Genomic DNA, 19,825 nt, shown 5'->3' with positions numbered 1-19,825 from the left:
AGACTTATGGCAAAAGAGAATGAGCAGAGATATTTAAAATTAAGCGGCCTCGAGCCCTTGATCGTAACCCCGGAAAGCAATTTCATCAATGTGGGGGAGCGCACCAATGTGGCCGGTTCAAAGCGGTTTTTAAGACTGATCAAAGAAGAAAAGTTTGATGAGGCTCTTGATGTTGCCCGAGACCAAGTAGAAGGTGGTGCCCAAATCATTGACGTGAACATGGATGATGGGCTGATCGATGGTAAGGAAGCCATGGTCAGATTCCTGAATCTCATTGTTTCCGAACCCGATATTGCCCGGGTGCCCATCATGATCGATAGTTCCAAATGGGAAATCATCGAAGCTGGACTTCAGGTGGTGCAGGGGAAATGTGTGGTGAATTCCATCAGCTTAAAAGAAGGTAAGGAAGAGTTTATTCGTCATGCAAAGCTGATAAAGCGCTATGGTGCCGCTGTAATCGTTATGGCTTTTGACGAAGTGGGTCAGGCCGATACCCTGGACCGTCGTATAGAAATTGCAAAGCGCTCGTATGATATATTGGTCAATGAGGTGAATTTTCCGCCAGAGGATATCATCTTCGACTTGAACATTTTCCCAGTGGCCACCGGAATGGATGAACACAAACGCAATGCACTCGATTTCATTGAAGGTACCCAGTGGGTCCGTGAAAATCTGCCCTATTGTAGTGTCAGTGGAGGGGTGAGCAACGTTTCCTTCTCATTCAGGGGGAACAATCCGGTGCGGGAAGCTATTAATTCGGCTTTTTTGTTCCACGCCATTAAAGCGGGAATGAACATGGGCATCGTTAACCCAACCATGTTGGAGGTGTATGACGATATTCCCAAAGATTTATTGGAACATGTGGAGGATGTACTGCTCAACAGAAGGGATGATGCCACAGAACGGCTTTTGGAATTTGCGGAGACCGTGGTTGGTAAGGCAAGGGAAAGCAAAGTGGACCTATCTTGGCGGGAAGAGCCATTACAGGATCGTATTACCCGTGCTTTGGTCAAAGGGATTGATCAATATATCATTGAAGATGTGGAAGAGGCACGCCAACAAGCCGCTAAACCGTTACAGGTTATTGAAGGCAATTTAATGACCGGAATGAATGTGGTGGGCGACCTTTTCGGAAGCGGAAAAATGTTTCTGCCACAGGTGGTGAAATCAGCTAGGGTGATGAAAAAGGCCGTAGCGTATTTGACCCCCTACATTGAAGCATCAAAAGACGAAAATGCCAAGCCTGCTGGAAAAGTACTGATGGCCACCGTAAAAGGCGATGTGCACGATATTGGAAAGAATATTGTGAGCGTGGTATTGGCCTGCAACAATTATAAAATTGTGGATATGGGCGTGATGGTTCCGCCTGAGAAAATCATCAATAAGGCCAAGGAAGAGCAAGTGGATATAATCGGGTTGAGTGGGCTGATCACCCCATCCTTGGATGAAATGGTGTTTTTGGCCAAAGAAATGGAACGCCAAAACTTTGATGTTCCCCTATTGATTGGAGGAGCCACCACGAGCAAGGCCCATACCGCGGTAAAAATTGACCCGCAATACAGTCAGGCTGTGGTTCACGTCAACGATGCCTCCAGAGCGGTAACGGTGGTGGGCGATTTGCTTCAGGATGAAACTTCCGTTAGCTATAAAAAGAACATCAAACTGGATTACGAGAGCTTTCGGGACAAGTTTTTGAAACGCTCCAAGCATAAGGAATATTTGACCTTAGAGCAGGCCAGAGAAAACAAGCTGAAAATCGAGTGGAACCCATCAGAGATCAAAAAACCGAACCAGTTGGGTATTCAAGTTTTGGAAGATTTCGAGTTGACCAAATTGGAGGAATTTATCGATTGGTCTCCTTTTTTCCGAAGTTGGGACCTGCACGGAAAATATCCCGATATTTTGACCGATGAGGTTGTTGGTGAGCAAGCCAAGGAACTTTTCAAGGATGCCAAGGAGCTTTTGAAGAAGGTGTTGGATGAAAAATTATTGAAGGCCAGGGCCATTTTCGGGCTGTTTCCTGCAAATCAAGTTGATGAGGATGATATTGAAGTTGTCAGTTCGAGCGCCCGCCTGCCGGACGGGCAGGCAGTCGAGAACAGTAATAAAACCTTCATTTTCAGAACACTTCGCCAACAACTCAAAAAACGGGAAGGCGTTCCCAATATCGCATTGGCAGATTTTATCGCCCCCAAAGATTCTGGAATTCAGGATTACGTGGGCTGTTTTTGTGTAAGTGCGGGGTTTGGCACCCAAGAGTTGGCGGCCCAATTTGAAAAGGATCATGATGACTACAATTCCATTATGATCAAAGCCTTGGCCGATAGATTGGCCGAAGCTTTTGCGGAGTATCTGCACAAAGAAGTACGAACCAATTATTGGGGCTATGCAGTGGATGAAAATTTGGATAATACGGATTTAATCAAGGAAAATTATCGCGGAATTCGCCCAGCACCCGGCTACCCAGCTTGTCCGGACCACTTGGAGAAATTGACCATTTGGGATATGATGGATGTTGAGGAAAAAATTGGGGTAAAACTGACCGATAGTCTGGCCATGTGGCCCGCTGCCAGCGTTAGTGGCTATTATTTTGCACATCCACAGGCCAAATATTTTGGATTGGGAAAAATAAAACAAGATCAAGTAGCGGATTTTGCCAAAAGAAAAAACATTGAACTGGAGAAAGCCCAAAAATGGCTGGCTCCCAATATAGTTGACGAATAACAAATGAAAGTAACCGACCATATCAAAAAAGCAAAGGGAAAAACGCTTTTTAGTTTTGAGATCATACCGCCGGTAAAGGGGAAGAGCATCCAAGAACTTTATAATAATATTGACCCTTTGATGGAATTTAAACCCCCATTTATTGATGTTACAACCTCAAGGGAAGAGTATGTCTACATTGATAGGGATGGACTATTGGACAAAAAATTGACCCGTATGCGCCCCGGAACTTTGGGGATTTGTGCCTCCATAAAGCATAAATATAATGTGGACACAGTGCCCCATGTGCTTTGTGGTGGGTTTACCAAAGAGGAAACGGAGTATTTGTTGGTGGATTGCCATTATTTGGGCATTGAAAATGTTATGGCCCTACGTGGTGATGCCATGAAAGAGGAAAAATATTTTGCCCCCACCAAAGGTGGACACCAATATGCATCGCAGCTGGTGAAGCAAATCCAGGATATTAATTGTGGCAGTTACCTGCATGAAGTGATAGAGACGGATGATTGCTCCGATTTTTGTATTGGGGTGGCGGGTTATCCAGAGAAACACATGGAAGCACCTTCCTTAAAATCAGATTTAAGACGATTGAAGGAAAAAGTGGAATTGGGTGCAGATTATGTGGTGACCCAGATGTTTTTCGACAATAAAAAATTCTTTGCCTTTGTGGATGCCGCTCGCGAAATGGGTATTGATGTGCCCATTATTCCGGGAATTAAGCCCATCGCCGTAAAACGGCACTTGCAGTTGCTCCCTCAAGTCTTCCGTGTGGATATTCCACAGGATTTGGTGGATGCCGTGGAAGCTTGCAAGACCAATAAGGAGGTGCGGCAAGTAGGGGTGGAGTGGTGCATAGAACAGTCCAAGGAACTCAAGGAAGCCGGAGTGCCCGTATTGCATTATTACTCCATGGGAAAATCGGATAATATCAAGGCGGTTGCCAAGGAGGTATTTTAATCATGAAATTACTCCCGATTTTACATCGGGAATCCAAATCATGTCATTCCGAACTCCTGCCTTCCGGTAGGTAGGTGTTTCGGAATCTAGAATAAAAAGCTTATAAGTAGGATTAGATCATTAGAACACTGTTTGCCCAAAGTATTATCTTTTCAGATTAAATTTGAAATCTTTTTATTTCCCTACTTTAGTGCCCCATGAAGCCCCTTTTCTGTTTTATAACCTTCTTATGCTTTTATTTGGGATGTTCCCAAAACACGGATATTCCAAAGAAATATGTGTTGGATGCCAACCAGTTTTATGGCTCTGTACTGTTGCACAACCCGGATATTTCCCACTTGATCACAAATTATCCTGCGGGGCTTATTTTAGGGTTCAGTAGAAAACGGTTTGGGCATGAGGATTGGGAATCGGAGTTTGGGTATCCCGATACCGGTTTCTCGTTTGTGTACCAAGACATGAACAACCCGACCCTTGGAAAAAATTTTGGGTTGTATGCCCATTACAATTTTTATTTCCTCAAAAGAAATCTTCAGTTTCGCATAGGGCAAGGGATTGCCTACAACACCAACCCCTATGACAAACAGAAGAATTTCAGGAACAATGCCTATGGCACCCATCTGTTGAGCACCACCTTGGTGATGTTCAATTACCACAAAGAAAATCTTTTGTCAGGGCTGGGGGTCAAGGCGGGGATTTCACTCATTCATTATTCCAATGCCAATTTTAAGGCTCCCAATACTTCAACAAACACCATGGCATTCAATTTTGGGCTCACGTATGATTTGGACGGAGGACAAGTTTATGAATTTGTTGAACCAGGCTCCAAGGAAAAAATAACCGAACCCATTCGATATAATCTTGCATTGCGTGGTGGGGTGAATGAGAGTGATGTGATTGATTCGGGCCGTTATGGTTTTTGGATTGTATCGGCCTACGCAGACAAACGTTTGGGCCGGAAAAGTGCCATTCATTTGGGAACCGACATATTTTTTTCCAACTTTCTTAAGGAATTGATTCGGTTTCAGTCCATCTCATTTCCAGAAATGGATGTGTCGCCGGATACCGATTATAGACGGGTTGGATTGTTTGTGGGACATGAACTCTTTATCAATAAAATGAGTGCCATTGCCCAGTTGGGGTACTATGTGTATTATCCTTTTGATTTTGAAGGGAGGATGTACAATAGGATTGGGCTAAAACGCTATTTTGGGGATAAAATCTATGGGGCCATCACCCTAAAATCACATGGGGCCAAAGCCGAAGCGGTAGAATTTGGAATAGGAATGCGGTTATGAAAAGGAGGAAGTACAACATACGAAGAATGAAGTGTCCCCTTGAGGGGACTTTAGGGGTGTTTTTGATGCTCCTTGTATTCATTTTGATCTCCTGCAATGGCGATAATGTACCCGACTGTTTTCAAAATGCTGGGGATTTGGTTCGGGAAACGGTTGCTGTCCCCGAGTTCAACACCATTACCGTTTTTGAAAACCTCAATCTGGTGTTGAAACAGGGCGAAGAACAAAAAGTGGAAGTTGAAACCGGTGAGTTCCTTCGGAACGATGTATCTGTGGAAGTGGAAGATGATCGACTTATTCTTCGAAACGGGAACAGTTGCAATTTTGTACGGGAGTATGGTTTAACAACTGTTTATGTAACATCTCCCAACATTTCAGAAATACGGAGCAGCACCGGACTATTGATTTCCAGTGATGGTGTTTTGGATTATCCCGATTTAACCTTGATTTCAGAGAGTTTCAGCAATCCTGAAACCGAAATAACGGATGGTTCTTTTGATTTGAACCTTAATGCTACAACGGTCAGAATTGTGGTCAATGGAATAGCCTATTTTAAATTGAAAGGCGCTACCAATAATTTTAATGTGAATGTGGCCGCTGGGGATTCCAGGGTGGAAGCAGAAAACCTTGTTTCCCAAATTGTAAATGTTAATCATAGGGGCTCCAACGATGTTTTTGTCAATCCCCAACAACGTATCAGTGGGGTGGTTCGTGGTACGGGCGATGTGATCAGCGTTAACCGCCCACCCGAAGTTGAGGTTGAAGAACTTTTTAACGGTAAATTGATTTTTCAGGAGTAAACCACCCAGGTGTTCAATTAAAATAGGTTTCCCTTTCCTTTCTTTGGATTTCTCACTATGTTCGGAAGAACAAACCAACACTGTTGAATTCACTGTTTGCACATATCAAGCAATTCTTTTCAAACTCCCCAAAAGTGAAATCGGTGGAAGGACTGCAAGGTTTGGAAAAAGCCGATATGCTCTTTCATGACCTTGTGGCTGAAGGGCAGGTGCCGGGAATGGCGATTACGGCGCTCAAAAACGGACAGACCTTACTTCAAAAAGGATATGGGTATGCAGATTTGGAACGGAAGATTCAAGTAGATGCCAAAAAAACCGTATTTCGAATAGCTAGCATCTCTAAATGTATCACCGGATTGGCCCTGGGCAAAATGGTGGAAGAAGGCATCGTGGATTTAGAGGCTTCTTTTTATGCATATGTGCCCTACTACCCCAAGAAAACCTACGATTTCATCCTGCGTCAACTGGCAGGCCATACCGCAGGTATACGGGGGTATAGAGGAAAAGAATATGCGCTAAATAAAGATTTTTCCATAAAGGATAGTATCGCGATTTTTAAAAATGACCCACTTCTTTTTGAACCGGGCCAAGGATATCTGTACAACAGTTTCGATTTTGTATTGCTTTCCTTGGCCATGCAAGAGGCGAGTGGGGTACCTTTTCAGGACTATGTAAGGGAAAATATTTTGATGCCCTTGGGATTGAAAAATACATTCTCCCCAATGGATTTTAATGTCAGTTCGAGTGCCCGCCTGCCAATCGGGCAGGCAGTCGAGAACAAAGCGGAATTCTATACCAAAAGAGCGTTAAGTTTTAAAAAGGCAGCTGAAGTGAACAACAGCTATAAATTGGCGGGAGGCGGATTTTTATCCACTAGCGAAGATGTTGCAAGATTAGGACAGGCCATATTAGAGCAAAAATTGCTAAAAAAGGAAACCTATGACCAGCTGTTGACCTCTCAAGAGGTCAATGGAAAACCGACTTTTTATGGATTGGGCTTCCAAGTGAGTCAAGATGTCCAAGGAAGGCCTTTTGTGGGTCATGTGGGCAGTAGTGTAGGGGCATACACCAATTTTTTTGTCTATCCTGAAGAGGAATTGGTCGTTTCGGTGTTGATCAATTGTACGGCCCCGAAAGTTCAGGAAAAATTGGATGGGGCAATTGCTGCTATTTTTGAAAATATAGCTTAAAGTTAACTAGCCAATTGTTCTTCAATTTCCGAGGCAAAGGTTTCACAAAGCGCAAAAGTATCCTCAATATCTTTTAGTTCTGTTCTTGGATTGATGAGACACATCCGAAGTACCACCTGTCCATGCAATAAGGTTGTGACCAACAACGCTTTCCGTGAAGCCACCACTTTTTCTGAAATGTATTGGTTGATGGCATCCAGCTCTTTTTCGCCGTAGTTTTTTTCGATGGGGTTGTACCTAAAATTAATGACCGCCAAAGTCGCGGGGAAAACAACCTCCCAATATTTGCTCTTCCGTAATTTGGATTCCACTTCCTCGGCCAAGTCAATATTATAGGTGATGGCATCCCGAAACTCCTTCAATCCAAAGGTTTTTAGCGACATATAAAATTTCAATGCCCTAAACCTACGGGTCAACTGGATGCCGTGGTCGTAAAAATTGATTTCTGAGGTGTTCCCCTCAATATCCCTTAAATATTCCGGTTTTTCAGTAAAGGTATGGCTCAGGTTTTTGTGGTTTCGTACCAACAAACAGCCCATTTCATACGGCTGATAAAACCATTTATGGGGATCAACGGTCAGCGAATCGGCCTTTTCAATGCCCTTTAAAAGTTGCTTCCCTTTTTTGGAGAGAATGGCCGCCGCGCCGTAGGCGCCATCAATATGAAACCAGATATCCTCCTTTTTACAGATCTTGCCCAAATCCACCAAAGGATCTACCGTTCCGGTATTGGTGGTTCCTGAGGTAGCAATCAAACAAAAGGGAAAAAGCCCTTCCAATCTGTCCTTGGCAATACAATTTTTGAGTTTGTTGATGGAAAACTTAAGTTCAATATCAGTCGGGATAATGCGAATCTGTTCTTTTTTGAAGCCCAACACCCGAATGGCCTTGATGTTTGATGAGTGGGCCTGGTCCGAAAGATAGATGACTGCCTTGGAAAAATCGTCCCCACATTTTATCCGTCTTGCCGTGGTCAAAGCCGTTAAATTGGCCATGGAACCGCCACTGGTAAAAATACCACCCCCTTTTTTCTTCGGGAACCCAAAAATCTTCAGCAACCATTGAATGGTGACAATCTCCAACTCGGCAGCAGCGGGCGAAGCCGCCCAACCACCCGAAAAAATATTGTAGCCCGTAGCCAAGGAATCGGCCATGACACTGATGTAATTGCTGGGTCCGGGAACAAAGGAGTACGATTTGGGGTGTGACATCAACGTACTGGTGGTCATTACCTTTTCCAAGACAAAGTTGAGCACCTCAGTGGGGTCGGTTCCCTTTTCCGGAGCTTCTTCCAGAAATAGGGAGTCCATTTCCTCCCGAGATCCCAGGGCCACGGGTAGCTTTTCACTTTGGGTGTCATGATGTTCCACAATGGCATCCACTATCTGATAGCCGTAGGTTTTCATGGCTTCTTTGGACAATTCTAATCTGGCGTTGTTCTTCTTCATGGAGTCGTTTTACGTCTTCTCCGCAAAAATACCACATTTGAAATGGTTCAAAACTGATTTGGCACCTGTTACTCCCAAAGCAATGGTGACTTTTTAGGTTTGCTTGACACTAATATTTTGAAAAAAACCTTCTTATATTTTTATAGTTAGGAATCCTTACTATATTTGTGGAGCAATAATGCTTTAACTTAAATAGTATTAAAATGAACAAGTCTATCTTTTATCATGCGGGTTGTCCGGTATGTGTCGGTGCCGAACAGGAAATCATCAATTTATTGGGAGAAGAGAGCCTCCATATTGTCCATTTGGGCGAAAACAAGCAAGAAATAACCGCGGCCGAGAAGTTTGGGGTCACCTCTGTGCCAGCTTTGGTTACTCCCAATGGGGCAGTCCTCCATATCAACTACGGTGCTTCTTTGGAAGATGTGAAGGCCTAATGGCAGTTATAATGATTAGGATTGCTAACTTTGCCTGTCGAGTACGCTCGACAGGCATTGTTTTTTATGAAGAAGAGCATTTTTGATCCAGAAGAACAGCAGTATGATCTTTCCAGCAAGATCATAGCAGGCTTGGAGCGGGTTTCCCAAGCTTTTAAGGTATTGCTCTGGGAAAAGGCGAAGCAACTGGGCCTCAGTCCCATCCAGATTCAGATATTGATATTTGTGGCGTACCATAAAAATGAGTTCAACAATGTGAGCTTTTTGGCCCGTGAATTCAATGTAACCAAGCCAACCATAAGCGATGCCATTCGGGTTTTGGACCAGAAAGGACTGATCCTAAAGGATCATTCCTCACCAGACAGCAGAAGCTACTCCATTTTCCTTTCGGACAAAGGCAAGGAAATTGTTGGGGAAACGGATGATTTTGCCAATCCAGTGGCTTCACAATTGAACAACATTCCAGCAGATGACCGGGAAAATATGTTCAAGGTCTTGTCCAAATTGATTTTCGATTTGAATCAAAAAGGAATCCTAACGGTACAGCGTACCTGTTTTGCTTGTAGATTTCATGGGAAGAATGGCAAACAACACTATTGTCACTTGCTGGAAAAAGAATTGAAACATACTGATATCCGTTTGGACTGTATTGAATTTGAGGAAAAATCTTGATTGGAAAAAACAACGATGGAAAAGCCAGATATACGGAATAGGAAGGATATTTCAACCTTGGTCCACAATTTCTACGAAAAAGTAAGGGCCGATGCGGAGATAGGCCATTTTTTCAATAAGACCATAACCAATTGGCCGGAACATATGGAGAAGTTGACCGACTTTTGGGAAATGAATCTCTTCTTTGTGCACCGGTACAAAGGGAATCCTTTGGAAGTACATGCCAAGCTTGACAAAGACATGGGAAACACCATTACGGATTACCATTTTGGAATATGGCTGCGCCATTGGATCAGTACCTTGGATACTCATTTTAGCGGACCCAATGCAGAAAAGGCAAAACAACGGGCCAGAAATATCAGTACCCGGATGTTCATTGCCATTTTTGAACAGCGCAAGCGGGATGGCCTACTATAACAAAGCCCAAAATTAGTGGGTAAGTTCCGAAAACAAACTCTCCAGATTTTTATTTTTTCGGCTCAGTTGAAGGGTTTTTAGTTTGTTGTCGTGTGCAAAGTCAAAAACGGCGGGGCGCATATCTTTGGAAGTGGCAAAAGTAATTTCATAGACAAAACCTCCTGTATTTTTTACGTTGGACACGTTTGGTAATTGGTTCAACAACTGTTCCTCTACCCGATAGTCAAACTCCACCTCAATGATCTGCTCTTCCGATTCACGGAGTTCCTCCAATTTTTTGTCCGCCACCAATTTTCCTTTGTTGATGATGATGACCCGATCACAAACGGCTTCCACCTCTTTCATGATGTGGGTGGAAAGCAAAATGGTCTTCTCCTTTCCAATTTCCCGAATGAGTTTTCTGATCTCCACCAATTGATTGGGATCCAAACCCGTGGTGGGCTCATCCAAGATCAAAACTTCCGGGTCATGTAATAGTGCCGCGGCCAATCCCACCCGTTGACGGTATCCTTTGGATAACTGTCCTATTTTTTTGTGTGCTTCGGGCGTAATTCCGGTCTTTTCAATGACGTCACTGATTTTGGATTTGGGCACTTGGTAGACATCGGCATTAAAGGCCAGATATTCCTTTACGTACATTTCCAAATACAACGGGTTGTGTTCGGGCAGGTAACCAATGCTTTTTTGAACATCCGTTTCAGCATGCAATACATCAAAGCCATTCACTTCGGCAGCTCCAGTATCCGCTTTGTAATAGGTGGTCAAAATCCGCATCATGGTGGATTTTCCAGCGCCATTGGGTCCCAAAAAGCCAACAATCTCCCCTTTGTTGATGGAAAAAGATACATTGTCCAGTGCTTTTTGTTGGCCAAAGGTCTTGGTGATATTGTTTACGGTGATGGACATTCGATTGAATTTGAAACCAAAAATACGGTTTTAGAAGTTTTGAAAAACATTGGATGATTGAATTATGGGATGAATGGAATTCTTAAAAAAAGAACACTTCATCAAAATAATACGCAGTGAACTTGGTTTTTTTTAAAAAAATCAAAAAAAATTTAGCAAGCTATGTTCATTTTGGATTGAATGGCTATCTTAGCCGCAGATTTGTAATAAAATGACAAGGACGTATTTCTGGAACGGTTTTTACTTTTACTTCTTTTTTCAAAGAGGTACGGGACTGTTTTGAATACGATTAAAGTATATAAACATGTAAAGTCCCGGTAAAAATCGGGGCTTTTTTTTTGCCATGGGTTTAAAAATAGCCATACAGGGAATTAAGGGATCCAACCACCATCAAGTGGCCACGGATTTTTTTGGGGAAGACATAGAATTACTGGAGTGTTTTTCCTTTGATGCCATTATCGACCATTTGTTGGGAGGAACGGCGGACAAGGGAATCATGGCCATCGAGAATTCAATTGCGGGTTCCATCATTCCAAATTACAATTTGGTGTACCACAACAAGATACATATTATAGGGGAACATTATCTGAGCATTCACCATAACCTGATGGTGTTGAAAGGCACAGCTATTGAAGACATCAAGGAAGTACATTCGCATCCCATGGCCTTGTTACAGTGTAAGGAATTCTTTAAGGAATATCCGAACATCAAACTGGTGGAAAGTGTGGATACTGCCGAAACGGCAAAACGGATCAGGGATGAAAAATTGACCCATATTGCTGCAATTGCTCCAAAAATGGCTGCAGATCTCTACAATTTGGATATCATTGCCCCTGAAATACAGACCATAAAGAACAACGCCACCCGTTTTATCATCTTAAAAAAACAGAACAAGGTTTTACCGAAAGCCGAAATCAATAAAGCATCGCTTCGGTTTATCACAGATCATAAAAGAGGGAGTTTGGCCACGGTTTTAAACGTGATGAGCGATTGCAATCTAAACCTGACCAAGATCCAATCGCTTCCTGTGATTGAAACACCGTGGAAATATGCCTTTTTTGTGGATGTCACTTTTGATGAATACGAGCACTTTTCAAAGGCAAAGGCTTTGTTGCAGATCATGTCGGAGGATTTTACGGTTTTGGGTGAATATAAAAATGCATTGTTGTCATGATCACAGCCGATAGGTTACATAGCGTACAGGAATACTACTTCTCCAAAAAATTGCGGGAAGTAAGAGGGTTGATCAACCAGGGGAAGCCCATCATCAATATGGGGATAGGAAGCCCCGATTTGGCACCATCGCCCCAAGTTTTGCAAACCCTGCGGGACTCCATTATGGATGCAGGGGCGCATCAGTACCAAAGTTATCAAGGATTGCCACAATTACGGGAGGCCATTGCCGACTTTTATCTTCAGAAGTTTGGTGTGTCCGTAGACCCCAATACGGAAATTTTGCCCTTAATGGGTTCCAAAGAAGGTATCATGCACATCAGCATGGCTTTTTTAAATGTGGGGGATGAGGTGCTATTGCCCAATCCAGGCTATCCAACCTACGCCTCCGTGACCAATCTGGTCGGTGGAGTGCCGGTAACCTATGATCTAACCTTGGAAAATGGTTGGTTCCCGGATTTGGAGGAACTTTCAAAGAAAGATTTGTCCAAGGTGAAGTTGATGTGGGTAAGCTACCCGCATATGCCCACAGGAGCTACGGCCTCCAAGGAACAGTTAAAGACATTGGTGGATTTCGCCCTTGAAAATGAAATTTTACTGGTCAATGACAACCCATATAGTTTTGTGTTGTCCAACAATCCCACCAGTATTTTATCGATTGAAGGAGCCAAGGATTGCACATTGGAACTGAACAGCTTGAGCAAGACTTTTAACATGGCCGGATGGCGCGTGGGAATGGTTTTGGGCAACGAAGCACATATCAATGCCGTGCTGAAGGTAAAGAGCAATATGGATTCGGGGATGTTTTATGGCATTCAAAAAGGGGCCGTTGCTGCATTGAAAAGTGGCACCGAGTGGTTTGAAGAATTGGACAAGGTTTATACCCAAAGAAGGGAGCTGATGTTCCAATTGGTAGAGAAATTGGGCGGTACGTATGATAAAAATGCCGTTGGGATGTTCGTGTGGAGCAAACTTCCCGAAGGTGCTGCACCCTCCGAGGAATTTATAGACCAGATTTTGTACAATAAAGACATTTTCATTGCACCGGGAACCATTTTTGGAAGCAATGGCGAGGGATATATCCGTTTTTCACTCTGTGTGGAGGAAGAAAAAATAAAAGAGGCCATAGAAAGATTTTAGATCATGAAAGTAGTCATCGTAGGAGTTGGATTGATTGGCGGCTCTTTTGCCAAGGATGTGAAAAAGTTGCATCCCGAAGCGGAAATCATCGGTGTGGACAAAAGTGAATCCCATTTGGATGAGGCTTTGGAGTTGGGAATCATTGACACCAAGGGCGATTATGGTTCTTTGACATTGGCCGATATGGTCTTTGTGAGCATTCCCGTGAATGCCTTGGTAGCGGAACTCCCTAAAATTCTGGATGCCGCTGGCGATGAAACGGTTGTTATTGATGCGGGATCCACAAAAAGTTTGATCTGCCAATCCGTGGACGAACATCCCAAACGCAGAAATTTTATGGCCTGTCACCCCATTGCAGGTACTGAATTTTCGGGTCCATCAGCAGCTATTGAAGGATTGTATAACGGTAAGACCAATATCATCTGCGAGGTGGAGAAGACGGCTTTTAAGCTTCAGGAGAGGGCTTTGGCCATTTTTCAGGATATAGGTATGCGTATCAGATATATGAATCCCGATGCCCATGACAAGCACATTGCCTATGTTTCGCATTTATCACACATCAGCTCATTTATGTTGGGAAAAACGGTAATTGAGAAAGAAAAAAATGAGCGTGATATTTTTGACATGGCGGGCAGTGGTTTTGAAAGTACCGTTCGCTTGGCAAAGAGTTCACCGGACATGTGGGCGCCCATATTTGAACAAAACAAGGACAATGTTGTGGAGACCTTGGAAGAGTATATCCAAAACCTGACGAAATTCAAAAAATTGATTGAGGACAATGATTTTGAGAGCGTGCACCAAGAAATGAACAATACCAATAGAATAAAACAAATATTAAAAGGAATACCACTTACAAAAAAATAGAGAGTATTATGGAAAACAGGAAGGAAATGAGAAAATGGCTGGATGATATGAACTTGGGACATCCATTGGTCATCGCTGGTCCCTGCAGTGCGGAAACCGAAGAGCAGGTGCTGAAAGTAGCCCACGAATTAAAGGATACCGATGTAAGCTACTACCGTGCCGGAATCTGGAAACCCAGAACCCGCCCGGGTAATTTTGAGGGCGTTGGGGCCATTGGATTAAAGTGGTTGCAGAAAGTGAAGGAAGAAACCGGACTGAAAACCGCCACCGAAGTGGCCAATAGGGCCCACGTGGACCTTGCTTTGGAGCATGATGTAGACTTGTTGTGGGTTGGTGCCCGTTCTACCGTTAGCCCATTTATCGTTCAGGAAATAGCCGATGCTTTGGAAGGAACGGACAAAATCGTTTTGATCAAAAACCCTGTCAATCCAGACTTGTCCTTGTGGTTGGGCGCTGTGGAACGATTGTATTCTGCGAACATTGAAAAATTGGGAGTGATCCACAGAGGATTTTCAACCTATGAAAAAACCAAATACCGAAACATCCCGGAATGGCAATTGGCCATTGAGTTGCAGACCAAGTTTCCCGATCTGCCCATCATCAACGACCCAAGCCACATTTCCGGTAAGCGTGATCTCATCTTTGATGTATCCCAAACCGCTTTGGACCTGAATTTTGATGGTTTGATGATCGAGACCCACTGCGACCCGGACAATGCATGGAGTGACGCTGCACAGCAAGTAACCCCAGAAAGATTGGTACAGATCATGAAAGACCTTCGCATTAGAAAAGAAACAAATGAAGAGGCCGAATACAACAACAAGTTGAGCAACCTAAGGGCCCAGATAGATGTATTGGACAATCAACTGATCGACCTTTTGGGAAAACGCATGAAGGTTTCCGATGGCATCGGTGAGTTGAAAAAACAAAAGAATGTTGCTGTTTTGCAGAGCAATCGTTGGAATGCCATCTTGGGCAATATGATTTTGGAAGGTGAAGAAAGAGGACTGAGCGAGGAATTTATCTTGAGAATGTTCAAGGCCATTCACCAGGAATCCATCAACCATCAGGAGAAAATCATTAACGCTTAGTGCGGTTTAAAGGTTGGTAAATAAGTATTATCAAACAGCTTAAGATGTCAGTTCGAGCGCCCGTCCGGCAGGCGGGCGCTCGAACTGACACTAATTTAAGTTTCAAAAAGGCATATTTTTAAGGCTGTTTGGAAGCAGATTTTTTAAAATTCTGAATTCCAAACAGTTTTTTTGTGCCCAAACTGTAACAATGGCCCAACGGAAAACTCTTTAGGGGTATAAATAGCACTGTCATGAAAAAAATCTATACATTTTGTCTTTTGTTGCTTCCCTTTTCCTTCTTTGCCCAACGTATGATTGATACCGAGGTGGGTGATTTTGATACGATCAAGGTTTTTGATCTGATTGAGGTAAATCTTATTCAATCCGATGAGAACCGAATAACAATTAAAGGTTGGAACGTGGACGATATTAAGTGGACCAACAAAAATGGAACATTGAAACTTAGAATGGTATTGGACAAAAAGTTTCAAGGAGAGGATACCTTTATTGAGGTGTACTATACCAATTTGGACGTAATTGATGGCAATGAAGGCGCCAAAATCACCTGCAATGAACTGGTGAAAAAAAGCAAGATTGAGGTAAAGGCCCAAGAAGGGGCACAGATACGAATAGGAATGGATGTGGATTATGCCGATGTTCGAGCAGTTACGGGCGGCATTGTTGAAGCGTCGGGTTTGGCCAAAAACCAGTCGATTGTCATTAACACCGGTGGAATTTTTGATGGAAGGGATTTGCGAACTTCAAGTACGGACGTTAAAATTTCAGCTGGGGGAGAAGCCGATGTCTTTGCTTCGGAACAAGTGGACATTAAGTTAACAGCAGGCGGAGATGTTACCGTCTACGGAAACCCAAAAAGCATCAACAAAAAGAGCTTTGCTGGAGGTAGGGTTCATATAAAGGATTGATTGTAAAATAAAAAGAGGCCGTCTAAAAAGCAACAAATTTTGATTTTGTCAGGTTGAGCGCAGTCGAAACCTCTTGATTATCGACTTGATTTAGGTTCTCGACTGCGCTCGAACTGACAGGTAATGAGCTTTTTAGACACCCCCTTTTTGTGTCAAATTTTAACCAAAAGGTTATTTTTTGAAAATGTATCGGGTAATAAAAATACCTTGTCCATCACCTTTACCACCTTCACTTTCCACACCACTCACCACAAAGGCCAGTTCCCATCCATTGGCGATCATGTCGTTGATCATGGAAGTGATCACGGCATCATTGGCCGCGATGTTCTGAAAGCGGATGCCACCAATATTGTAAAAGTTCAACAATTTGGTCTCTTCAAAATTCTTTACCCGGATTTCACTTCGGTCCGATTTGTTCCTACTGTTGTCGTCTTCGGTCTGTACACTGGTAAATTCCTTGTAGTCCTTATCTTCAAGGGCGTTAATGATCCTAGATCTACCAAGGCCATTGGGCACTATGGATTCCACGCTGGTGATGACCTTGTACTGTTGTGCGCTCATACTGAACACGGCAGCTAGGGTTATCACTGCGGAAAAAATGATTTTTTTCATAATAATAAGTTGTTGATTGTTAAAACTGTAGACAAAGATATACGCACAAAAAGAAGGATTATTGTTTCTTTGCAATGAAAATATGAACAAATAGTGAACGGAACTGTTTATAAATCAACGGGAAGCTGGTATACTGTGAAATCCGAGGAGGGGCAATTTTACGAATGCCGCATTAAAGGAAAGTTCCGTACCCAGGGAATTAAGAGCACAAACCCCGTAGCTGTGGGGGATCATGTGGTCTTTCAACTGGAAACAATAGGGGATGAGACGGTTGGGGTGATTTCAAAAATTGGGGAACGAAAGAATTATATCATCCGAAAATCCGTGAAACTGTCCAAGCAGACCCATATTATTGCGGCCAACCTAGATCAGGTTTTTCTGTTGATCACGTTGAACAATCCCCCCACCTTTACCAGTTTTATAGACCGATTTTTGGTAACGGCTGAGGCATATGAAATTCCTGTGGTGCTCTTGTTCAACAAAATGGATGTGTATGATGATGAAGAAATGGTGGAAGTTGATTATTTGGTCCAACTGTATTCCAAAATTGGATACCCTTGCATTGAGATTGCCGCCAAAGAGGGCAAGAATGTGGATAAGGTAAGGGAATTGATGAAGGGTAAGACAAGTATGTTCGCCGGACATTCCGGAGTGGGAAAATCCACCTTGGTCAATGCCTTGGAACCCGGGTTAAGGCTGAAGACCGCAGAAATTTCCGAACAACACCTACAAGGGCAACATACCACCACTTTTGCCGAAATGTACGACCTTTCCTTTGGGGCAAGGATCATTGATACCCCGGGCATAAAAGGATTCGGGATTGTGGACATGGATGATGATGAGATTGGGGACTATTTTCCTGAATTCTTCAAACTAAAATCAGAATGCAAGTTCAACAATTGTTTGCATTTGGATGAACCAAAATGTGCTGTCAAGGAAGCTTTGGAGAATGATGAGGTGGCCTGGAGCCGATACAGAAGTTATGTGCAAATGGTGACTGGGGAAGAAGAAAACCCATATAGGGAACGATCATGAGGGCAGTAATACAGAGAGTTGCAAAAGCCAGTGTAACCGTGGATGGGCAAGTGGTTTCTTCCATTGGTTCAGGTTTGTTGGTATTGTTGGGCATTGAAGATGCCGATGGAAAGGAAGATAGGGACTGGTTGTCCAAAAAAGTGGCCAATTTGCGTATTTTCAATGATGATGCAGGGGTGATGAACCGCTCCGTACTGGATGTTGGCGGAGATATTATCGTGGTAAGTCAATTTACATTGCACGCCCAGACCAAAAAAGGAAACCGGCCTTCCTACATCAAGGCCTCAAAACCCGAAATTGCCATTCCCATGTATGAAGCTTTTGTGCAAAAGTTGGAAGAGGATTTGGGAAAAAAAGTAGGCACCGGAATCTTTGGGGCCGACATGAAAGTGGAGTTGTTGAATGATGGTCCAGTGACTATAGTAATCGATACAAAAAACAGAGAATAATGAATATTGAAAACGCCCAAAAAGCCGTTGACGAATGGATCCAAAACCATGGGGTACGCTATTTCAACGAATTGACCAATATGGCCCAATTGACAGAGGAGGTTGGGGAAGTGGCCCGAATCATCGCCCGTAGGTATGGGGAACAAAGTGAAAAAGAGTCCGATAAAGCCAAAGATCTGGGCGAGGAACTGGCCGATGTACTCTTTGTGGTGCTCTGTCTGGCCAACCAAACCGGTATTGATCTTCAGGAAGCCTTTGACAAAAAACTGGACCTAAAGGCCAAACGGGACCATGACCGCCATCAAAATAACAAAAAGCTCAAATAAAGTTGGCTGTCTAAGGGGACATTAGGCGTGTTTTTTCTAGTTTTGGAGCTGCAATTCAAACTACAAGAGCATTGAGACTTCAGTTGTCCATTCCCCAGGAAAAAACCATCAAAAAAAGCATTCAGATAACGGGCTCCAAAAGTGAGACCAACCGCTCTTTGTTGCTTCAGGCACTTTTTCCCAACCTGAAAATACAGAACCTTTCCAATTCGGATGACGGCGAGGTGATGCAGCAAGGACTCAAAAAAACAACGGGAGAGGTGGATATTCACCACGCCGGGACCGCCATGCGATTTTTAACGGGCTATTTTGCTTCACAAGAGGGTAAGGAAGTGGTGCTTACAGGATCACAGCGTATGCAGGAACGACCCATCAAAATTTTGGTGGAGGCCCTTCGCGAACTGGGCGCCGATATCCAATATGTGAAGAATGAAGGTTACCCACCCATCAAGATAACCGGAAAGAAATTGGTCAAAAACAAGGTTTCCCTGCCGGCCAATATCAGCAGTCAGTATATTTCATCCCTTCTTTTGATCGCCCCCAGTCTGGAAAATGGACTGGAATTGGAATTGGTGGGGAAGATCACTTCGGTACCTTATATTAAAATGACCTTGGCCCTTTTGGAACAAATTGGAGTACAGACCTCTTTTGAAGGAAACCATATTAAGGTTAGTCCAAAGGACGCAGTTGAAGATACCACTTTGGTGGTGGAATCAGATTGGAGTTCGGCCAGCTATTTTTACAGCATTGTGGCACTATGCAATGTGGGAACGGAGATTCAATTGTCTTCCTACAAAAAAGACTCTTTGCAAGGCGATAGTGTTTTGGCCAAAATTTATACCGATTTTGGGGTGGAAACCACTTTTTCTGAAAACACGATTACCCTGACCAAAGTTTCGGATGACATTCCTTCACATCTGGAATACGACCTTTCCAACGCCCCGGATATTGCACAGACCATTTCCGTGACTTGTTTGGGATTGGGGATAGGGTGCCATCTCACGGGATTGCACACCTTGCCCATCAAGGAAACCGATCGTTTGGGCGCATTAAAGACGGAGCTCGCAAAATTAGGGGCCAAAGTGGGGATTGATTCAGAAAGCTTGACCCTTCAGCCTACGCAATCCATTACACCCGATGTGGCCATAGACACCTATAATGACCACAGAATGGCCATGGCCTTCGCACCTCTGGCGTTGCGAACCAATATAATGATCAATGATGCCGGGGTGGTTTCCAAGTCCTATCCCGATTTTTGGAAAGACCTTACCGCACTCGGCATCGGCATTCAAGAAGTGTAATTCATATTTAATCATCAAATTACTTGACATCCCCTATCGTGAGGTTGTATATTTGCCATCTTTGAAAAAAATCAAAA

At 43.5% G+C, this 19,825-nt stretch carries 20 protein-coding genes; 17 read left to right on the top strand and 3 right to left on the bottom strand.

The features are described 5' to 3' along the window. Window positions 1–6 precede the first annotated feature (6 nt). The 5 genes from metH (at window position 7) to A7D14_RS08015 (ending at window position 6,969) form a co-directional block, all read left to right on the top strand. Entirely contained in the window at window positions 7–2,724 is a 2,718-nt protein-coding gene (gene metH, locus A7D14_RS08035) for a methionine synthase (RefSeq protein ID WP_067032535.1), read from the top strand. A 3-nt stretch (window positions 2,725–2,727) separates the two neighbouring features. Further along, on the top strand, window positions 2,728–3,681 hold the full coding sequence (metF, locus tag A7D14_RS08030) for a methylenetetrahydrofolate reductase [NAD(P)H] (RefSeq protein WP_067032532.1): 954 nt from the start codon (window positions 2,728–2,730) through the stop codon (window positions 3,679–3,681). A 197-nt stretch (window positions 3,682–3,878) separates the two neighbouring features. Further along, entirely contained in the window at window positions 3,879–4,979 is a 1,101-nt protein-coding gene (locus tag A7D14_RS08025; protein WP_067032529.1) for an acyloxyacyl hydrolase, read from the top strand. A gap of 26 nt (window positions 4,980–5,005) precedes the next feature. Then, window positions 5,006–5,779: a head GIN domain-containing protein gene (locus A7D14_RS08020; protein WP_067032561.1), complete on the top strand. Its 774-nt coding sequence runs from the start codon at window positions 5,006–5,008 to the stop codon at window positions 5,777–5,779. Between the two features lie 83 nt (window positions 5,780–5,862). Continuing rightward, the gene (locus A7D14_RS08015; RefSeq protein WP_141673295.1) at window positions 5,863–6,969 is read left to right on the top strand and encodes a serine hydrolase; all 1,107 of its coding nucleotides are present in this window, start codon (window positions 5,863–5,865) and stop codon (window positions 6,967–6,969) included. Window positions 6,970–6,971: 2 nt separating this feature from the next. On the opposite strand, the gene A7D14_RS08010 is transcribed toward A7D14_RS08015, so the two are convergent. After that, entirely contained in the window at window positions 6,972–8,417 is a 1,446-nt protein-coding gene (locus tag A7D14_RS08010; protein ID WP_067032526.1) for a pyridoxal phosphate-dependent decarboxylase family protein, read from the bottom strand. 203 nt (window positions 8,418–8,620) lie between these two features. Between A7D14_RS08010 and A7D14_RS08005 the strand changes: the two genes are divergently transcribed. From A7D14_RS08005 to A7D14_RS07995, 3 genes are all read left to right on the top strand, one after another. After that, a complete protein-coding gene (locus tag A7D14_RS08005) occupies window positions 8,621–8,854 on the top strand; it encodes a thioredoxin (protein WP_067032524.1) in 234 nt (77 codons plus the stop codon). Between the two features lie 66 nt (window positions 8,855–8,920). Continuing rightward, window positions 8,921–9,526 (top strand): MarR family winged helix-turn-helix transcriptional regulator, encoded by a 606-nt coding sequence (locus A7D14_RS08000; protein ID WP_067032521.1) that lies wholly within the window; start codon window positions 8,921–8,923, stop codon window positions 9,524–9,526. A gap of 15 nt (window positions 9,527–9,541) precedes the next feature. After that, a complete protein-coding gene (locus A7D14_RS07995; RefSeq protein ID WP_067032519.1) occupies window positions 9,542–9,943 on the top strand; it encodes a group III truncated hemoglobin in 402 nt (133 codons plus the stop codon). A gap of 12 nt (window positions 9,944–9,955) precedes the next feature. Here A7D14_RS07995 and gldA read toward each other — a convergent pair whose 3' ends face one another. Continuing rightward, on the bottom strand, window positions 9,956–10,849 hold the full coding sequence (gene gldA, locus A7D14_RS07990) for a gliding motility-associated ABC transporter ATP-binding subunit GldA (protein WP_067032515.1): 894 nt from the start codon (window positions 10,847–10,849) through the stop codon (window positions 9,956–9,958). Window positions 10,850–11,192: 343 nt separating this feature from the next. On the opposite strand from gldA, the gene A7D14_RS07985 reads away from it, so the two are divergent. From A7D14_RS07985 to A7D14_RS07965, 5 genes are all read left to right on the top strand, one after another. Then, the gene (locus A7D14_RS07985) at window positions 11,193–12,023 is read left to right on the top strand and encodes a prephenate dehydratase (RefSeq protein WP_067032512.1); all 831 of its coding nucleotides are present in this window, start codon (window positions 11,193–11,195) and stop codon (window positions 12,021–12,023) included. Continuing rightward, window positions 12,020–13,162 carry a pyridoxal phosphate-dependent aminotransferase gene (locus tag A7D14_RS07980; protein WP_067032509.1) on the top strand — a complete coding sequence of 381 codons (1,143 nt, stop codon included), beginning with the start codon at window positions 12,020–12,022 and terminating at the stop codon, window positions 13,160–13,162. Before A7D14_RS07985 ends, A7D14_RS07980 begins: the two co-directional genes overlap by 4 nt. Before the next feature lie 3 nt (window positions 13,163–13,165). Continuing rightward, the gene (locus tag A7D14_RS07975; RefSeq protein ID WP_067032506.1) at window positions 13,166–14,026 is read left to right on the top strand and encodes a prephenate dehydrogenase; all 861 of its coding nucleotides are present in this window, start codon (window positions 13,166–13,168) and stop codon (window positions 14,024–14,026) included. Window positions 14,027–14,034: 8 nt separating this feature from the next. After that, window positions 14,035–15,117 carry a bifunctional 3-deoxy-7-phosphoheptulonate synthase/chorismate mutase type II gene (locus A7D14_RS07970; RefSeq protein ID WP_067032503.1) on the top strand — a complete coding sequence of 361 codons (1,083 nt, stop codon included), beginning with the start codon at window positions 14,035–14,037 and terminating at the stop codon, window positions 15,115–15,117. Between the two features lie 233 nt (window positions 15,118–15,350). Then, window positions 15,351–16,025 carry a head GIN domain-containing protein gene (locus A7D14_RS07965; RefSeq protein ID WP_067032499.1) on the top strand — a complete coding sequence of 225 codons (675 nt, stop codon included), beginning with the start codon at window positions 15,351–15,353 and terminating at the stop codon, window positions 16,023–16,025. A 171-nt stretch (window positions 16,026–16,196) separates the two neighbouring features. Here the strand turns inward: A7D14_RS07965 and A7D14_RS07960 are convergent, their stop codons facing one another. Beyond that, the gene (locus A7D14_RS07960; protein WP_067032496.1) at window positions 16,197–16,637 is read right to left on the bottom strand and encodes a hypothetical protein; all 441 of its coding nucleotides are present in this window, start codon (window positions 16,635–16,637) and stop codon (window positions 16,197–16,199) included. 93 nt (window positions 16,638–16,730) lie between these two features. Here A7D14_RS07960 and rsgA point away from each other — a divergent pair, with 93 nt between their 5' ends. The 4 genes from rsgA to A7D14_RS07940 all read left to right on the top strand — a co-directional run bounded on the left by rsgA (window position 16,731) and on the right by A7D14_RS07940 (window position 19,748). Continuing rightward, window positions 16,731–17,672: a ribosome small subunit-dependent GTPase A gene (gene rsgA, locus A7D14_RS07955; RefSeq protein ID WP_067032493.1), complete on the top strand. Its 942-nt coding sequence runs from the start codon at window positions 16,731–16,733 to the stop codon at window positions 17,670–17,672. Beyond that, window positions 17,669–18,121 carry a D-aminoacyl-tRNA deacylase gene (gene dtd, locus A7D14_RS07950; protein ID WP_067032489.1) on the top strand — a complete coding sequence of 151 codons (453 nt, stop codon included), beginning with the start codon at window positions 17,669–17,671 and terminating at the stop codon, window positions 18,119–18,121. The genes rsgA and dtd overlap by 4 nt, the downstream gene beginning before the upstream one ends. Next, window positions 18,121–18,447, top strand: a complete 327-nt coding sequence (locus tag A7D14_RS07945) for a nucleotide pyrophosphohydrolase (RefSeq protein WP_067032486.1) — start codon at window positions 18,121–18,123, stop codon at window positions 18,445–18,447. Before dtd ends, A7D14_RS07945 begins: the two co-directional genes overlap by 1 nt. Before the next feature lie 71 nt (window positions 18,448–18,518). Further along, window positions 18,519–19,748 carry a 3-phosphoshikimate 1-carboxyvinyltransferase gene (locus tag A7D14_RS07940; RefSeq protein WP_067032482.1) on the top strand — a complete coding sequence of 410 codons (1,230 nt, stop codon included), beginning with the start codon at window positions 18,519–18,521 and terminating at the stop codon, window positions 19,746–19,748. The last annotated feature ends 77 nt before the right edge of the window (window positions 19,749–19,825 follow it).

It is taken from the genome of Allomuricauda sp. CP2A (assembly GCF_001683915.1).
In the GTDB taxonomy this organism is placed as follows: domain Bacteria; phylum Bacteroidota; class Bacteroidia; order Flavobacteriales; family Flavobacteriaceae; genus Flagellimonas.
The sequence above is the reverse complement of the archived record's forward strand: the minus strand, read 5'-3'. Positions and strand labels throughout refer to the sequence as shown.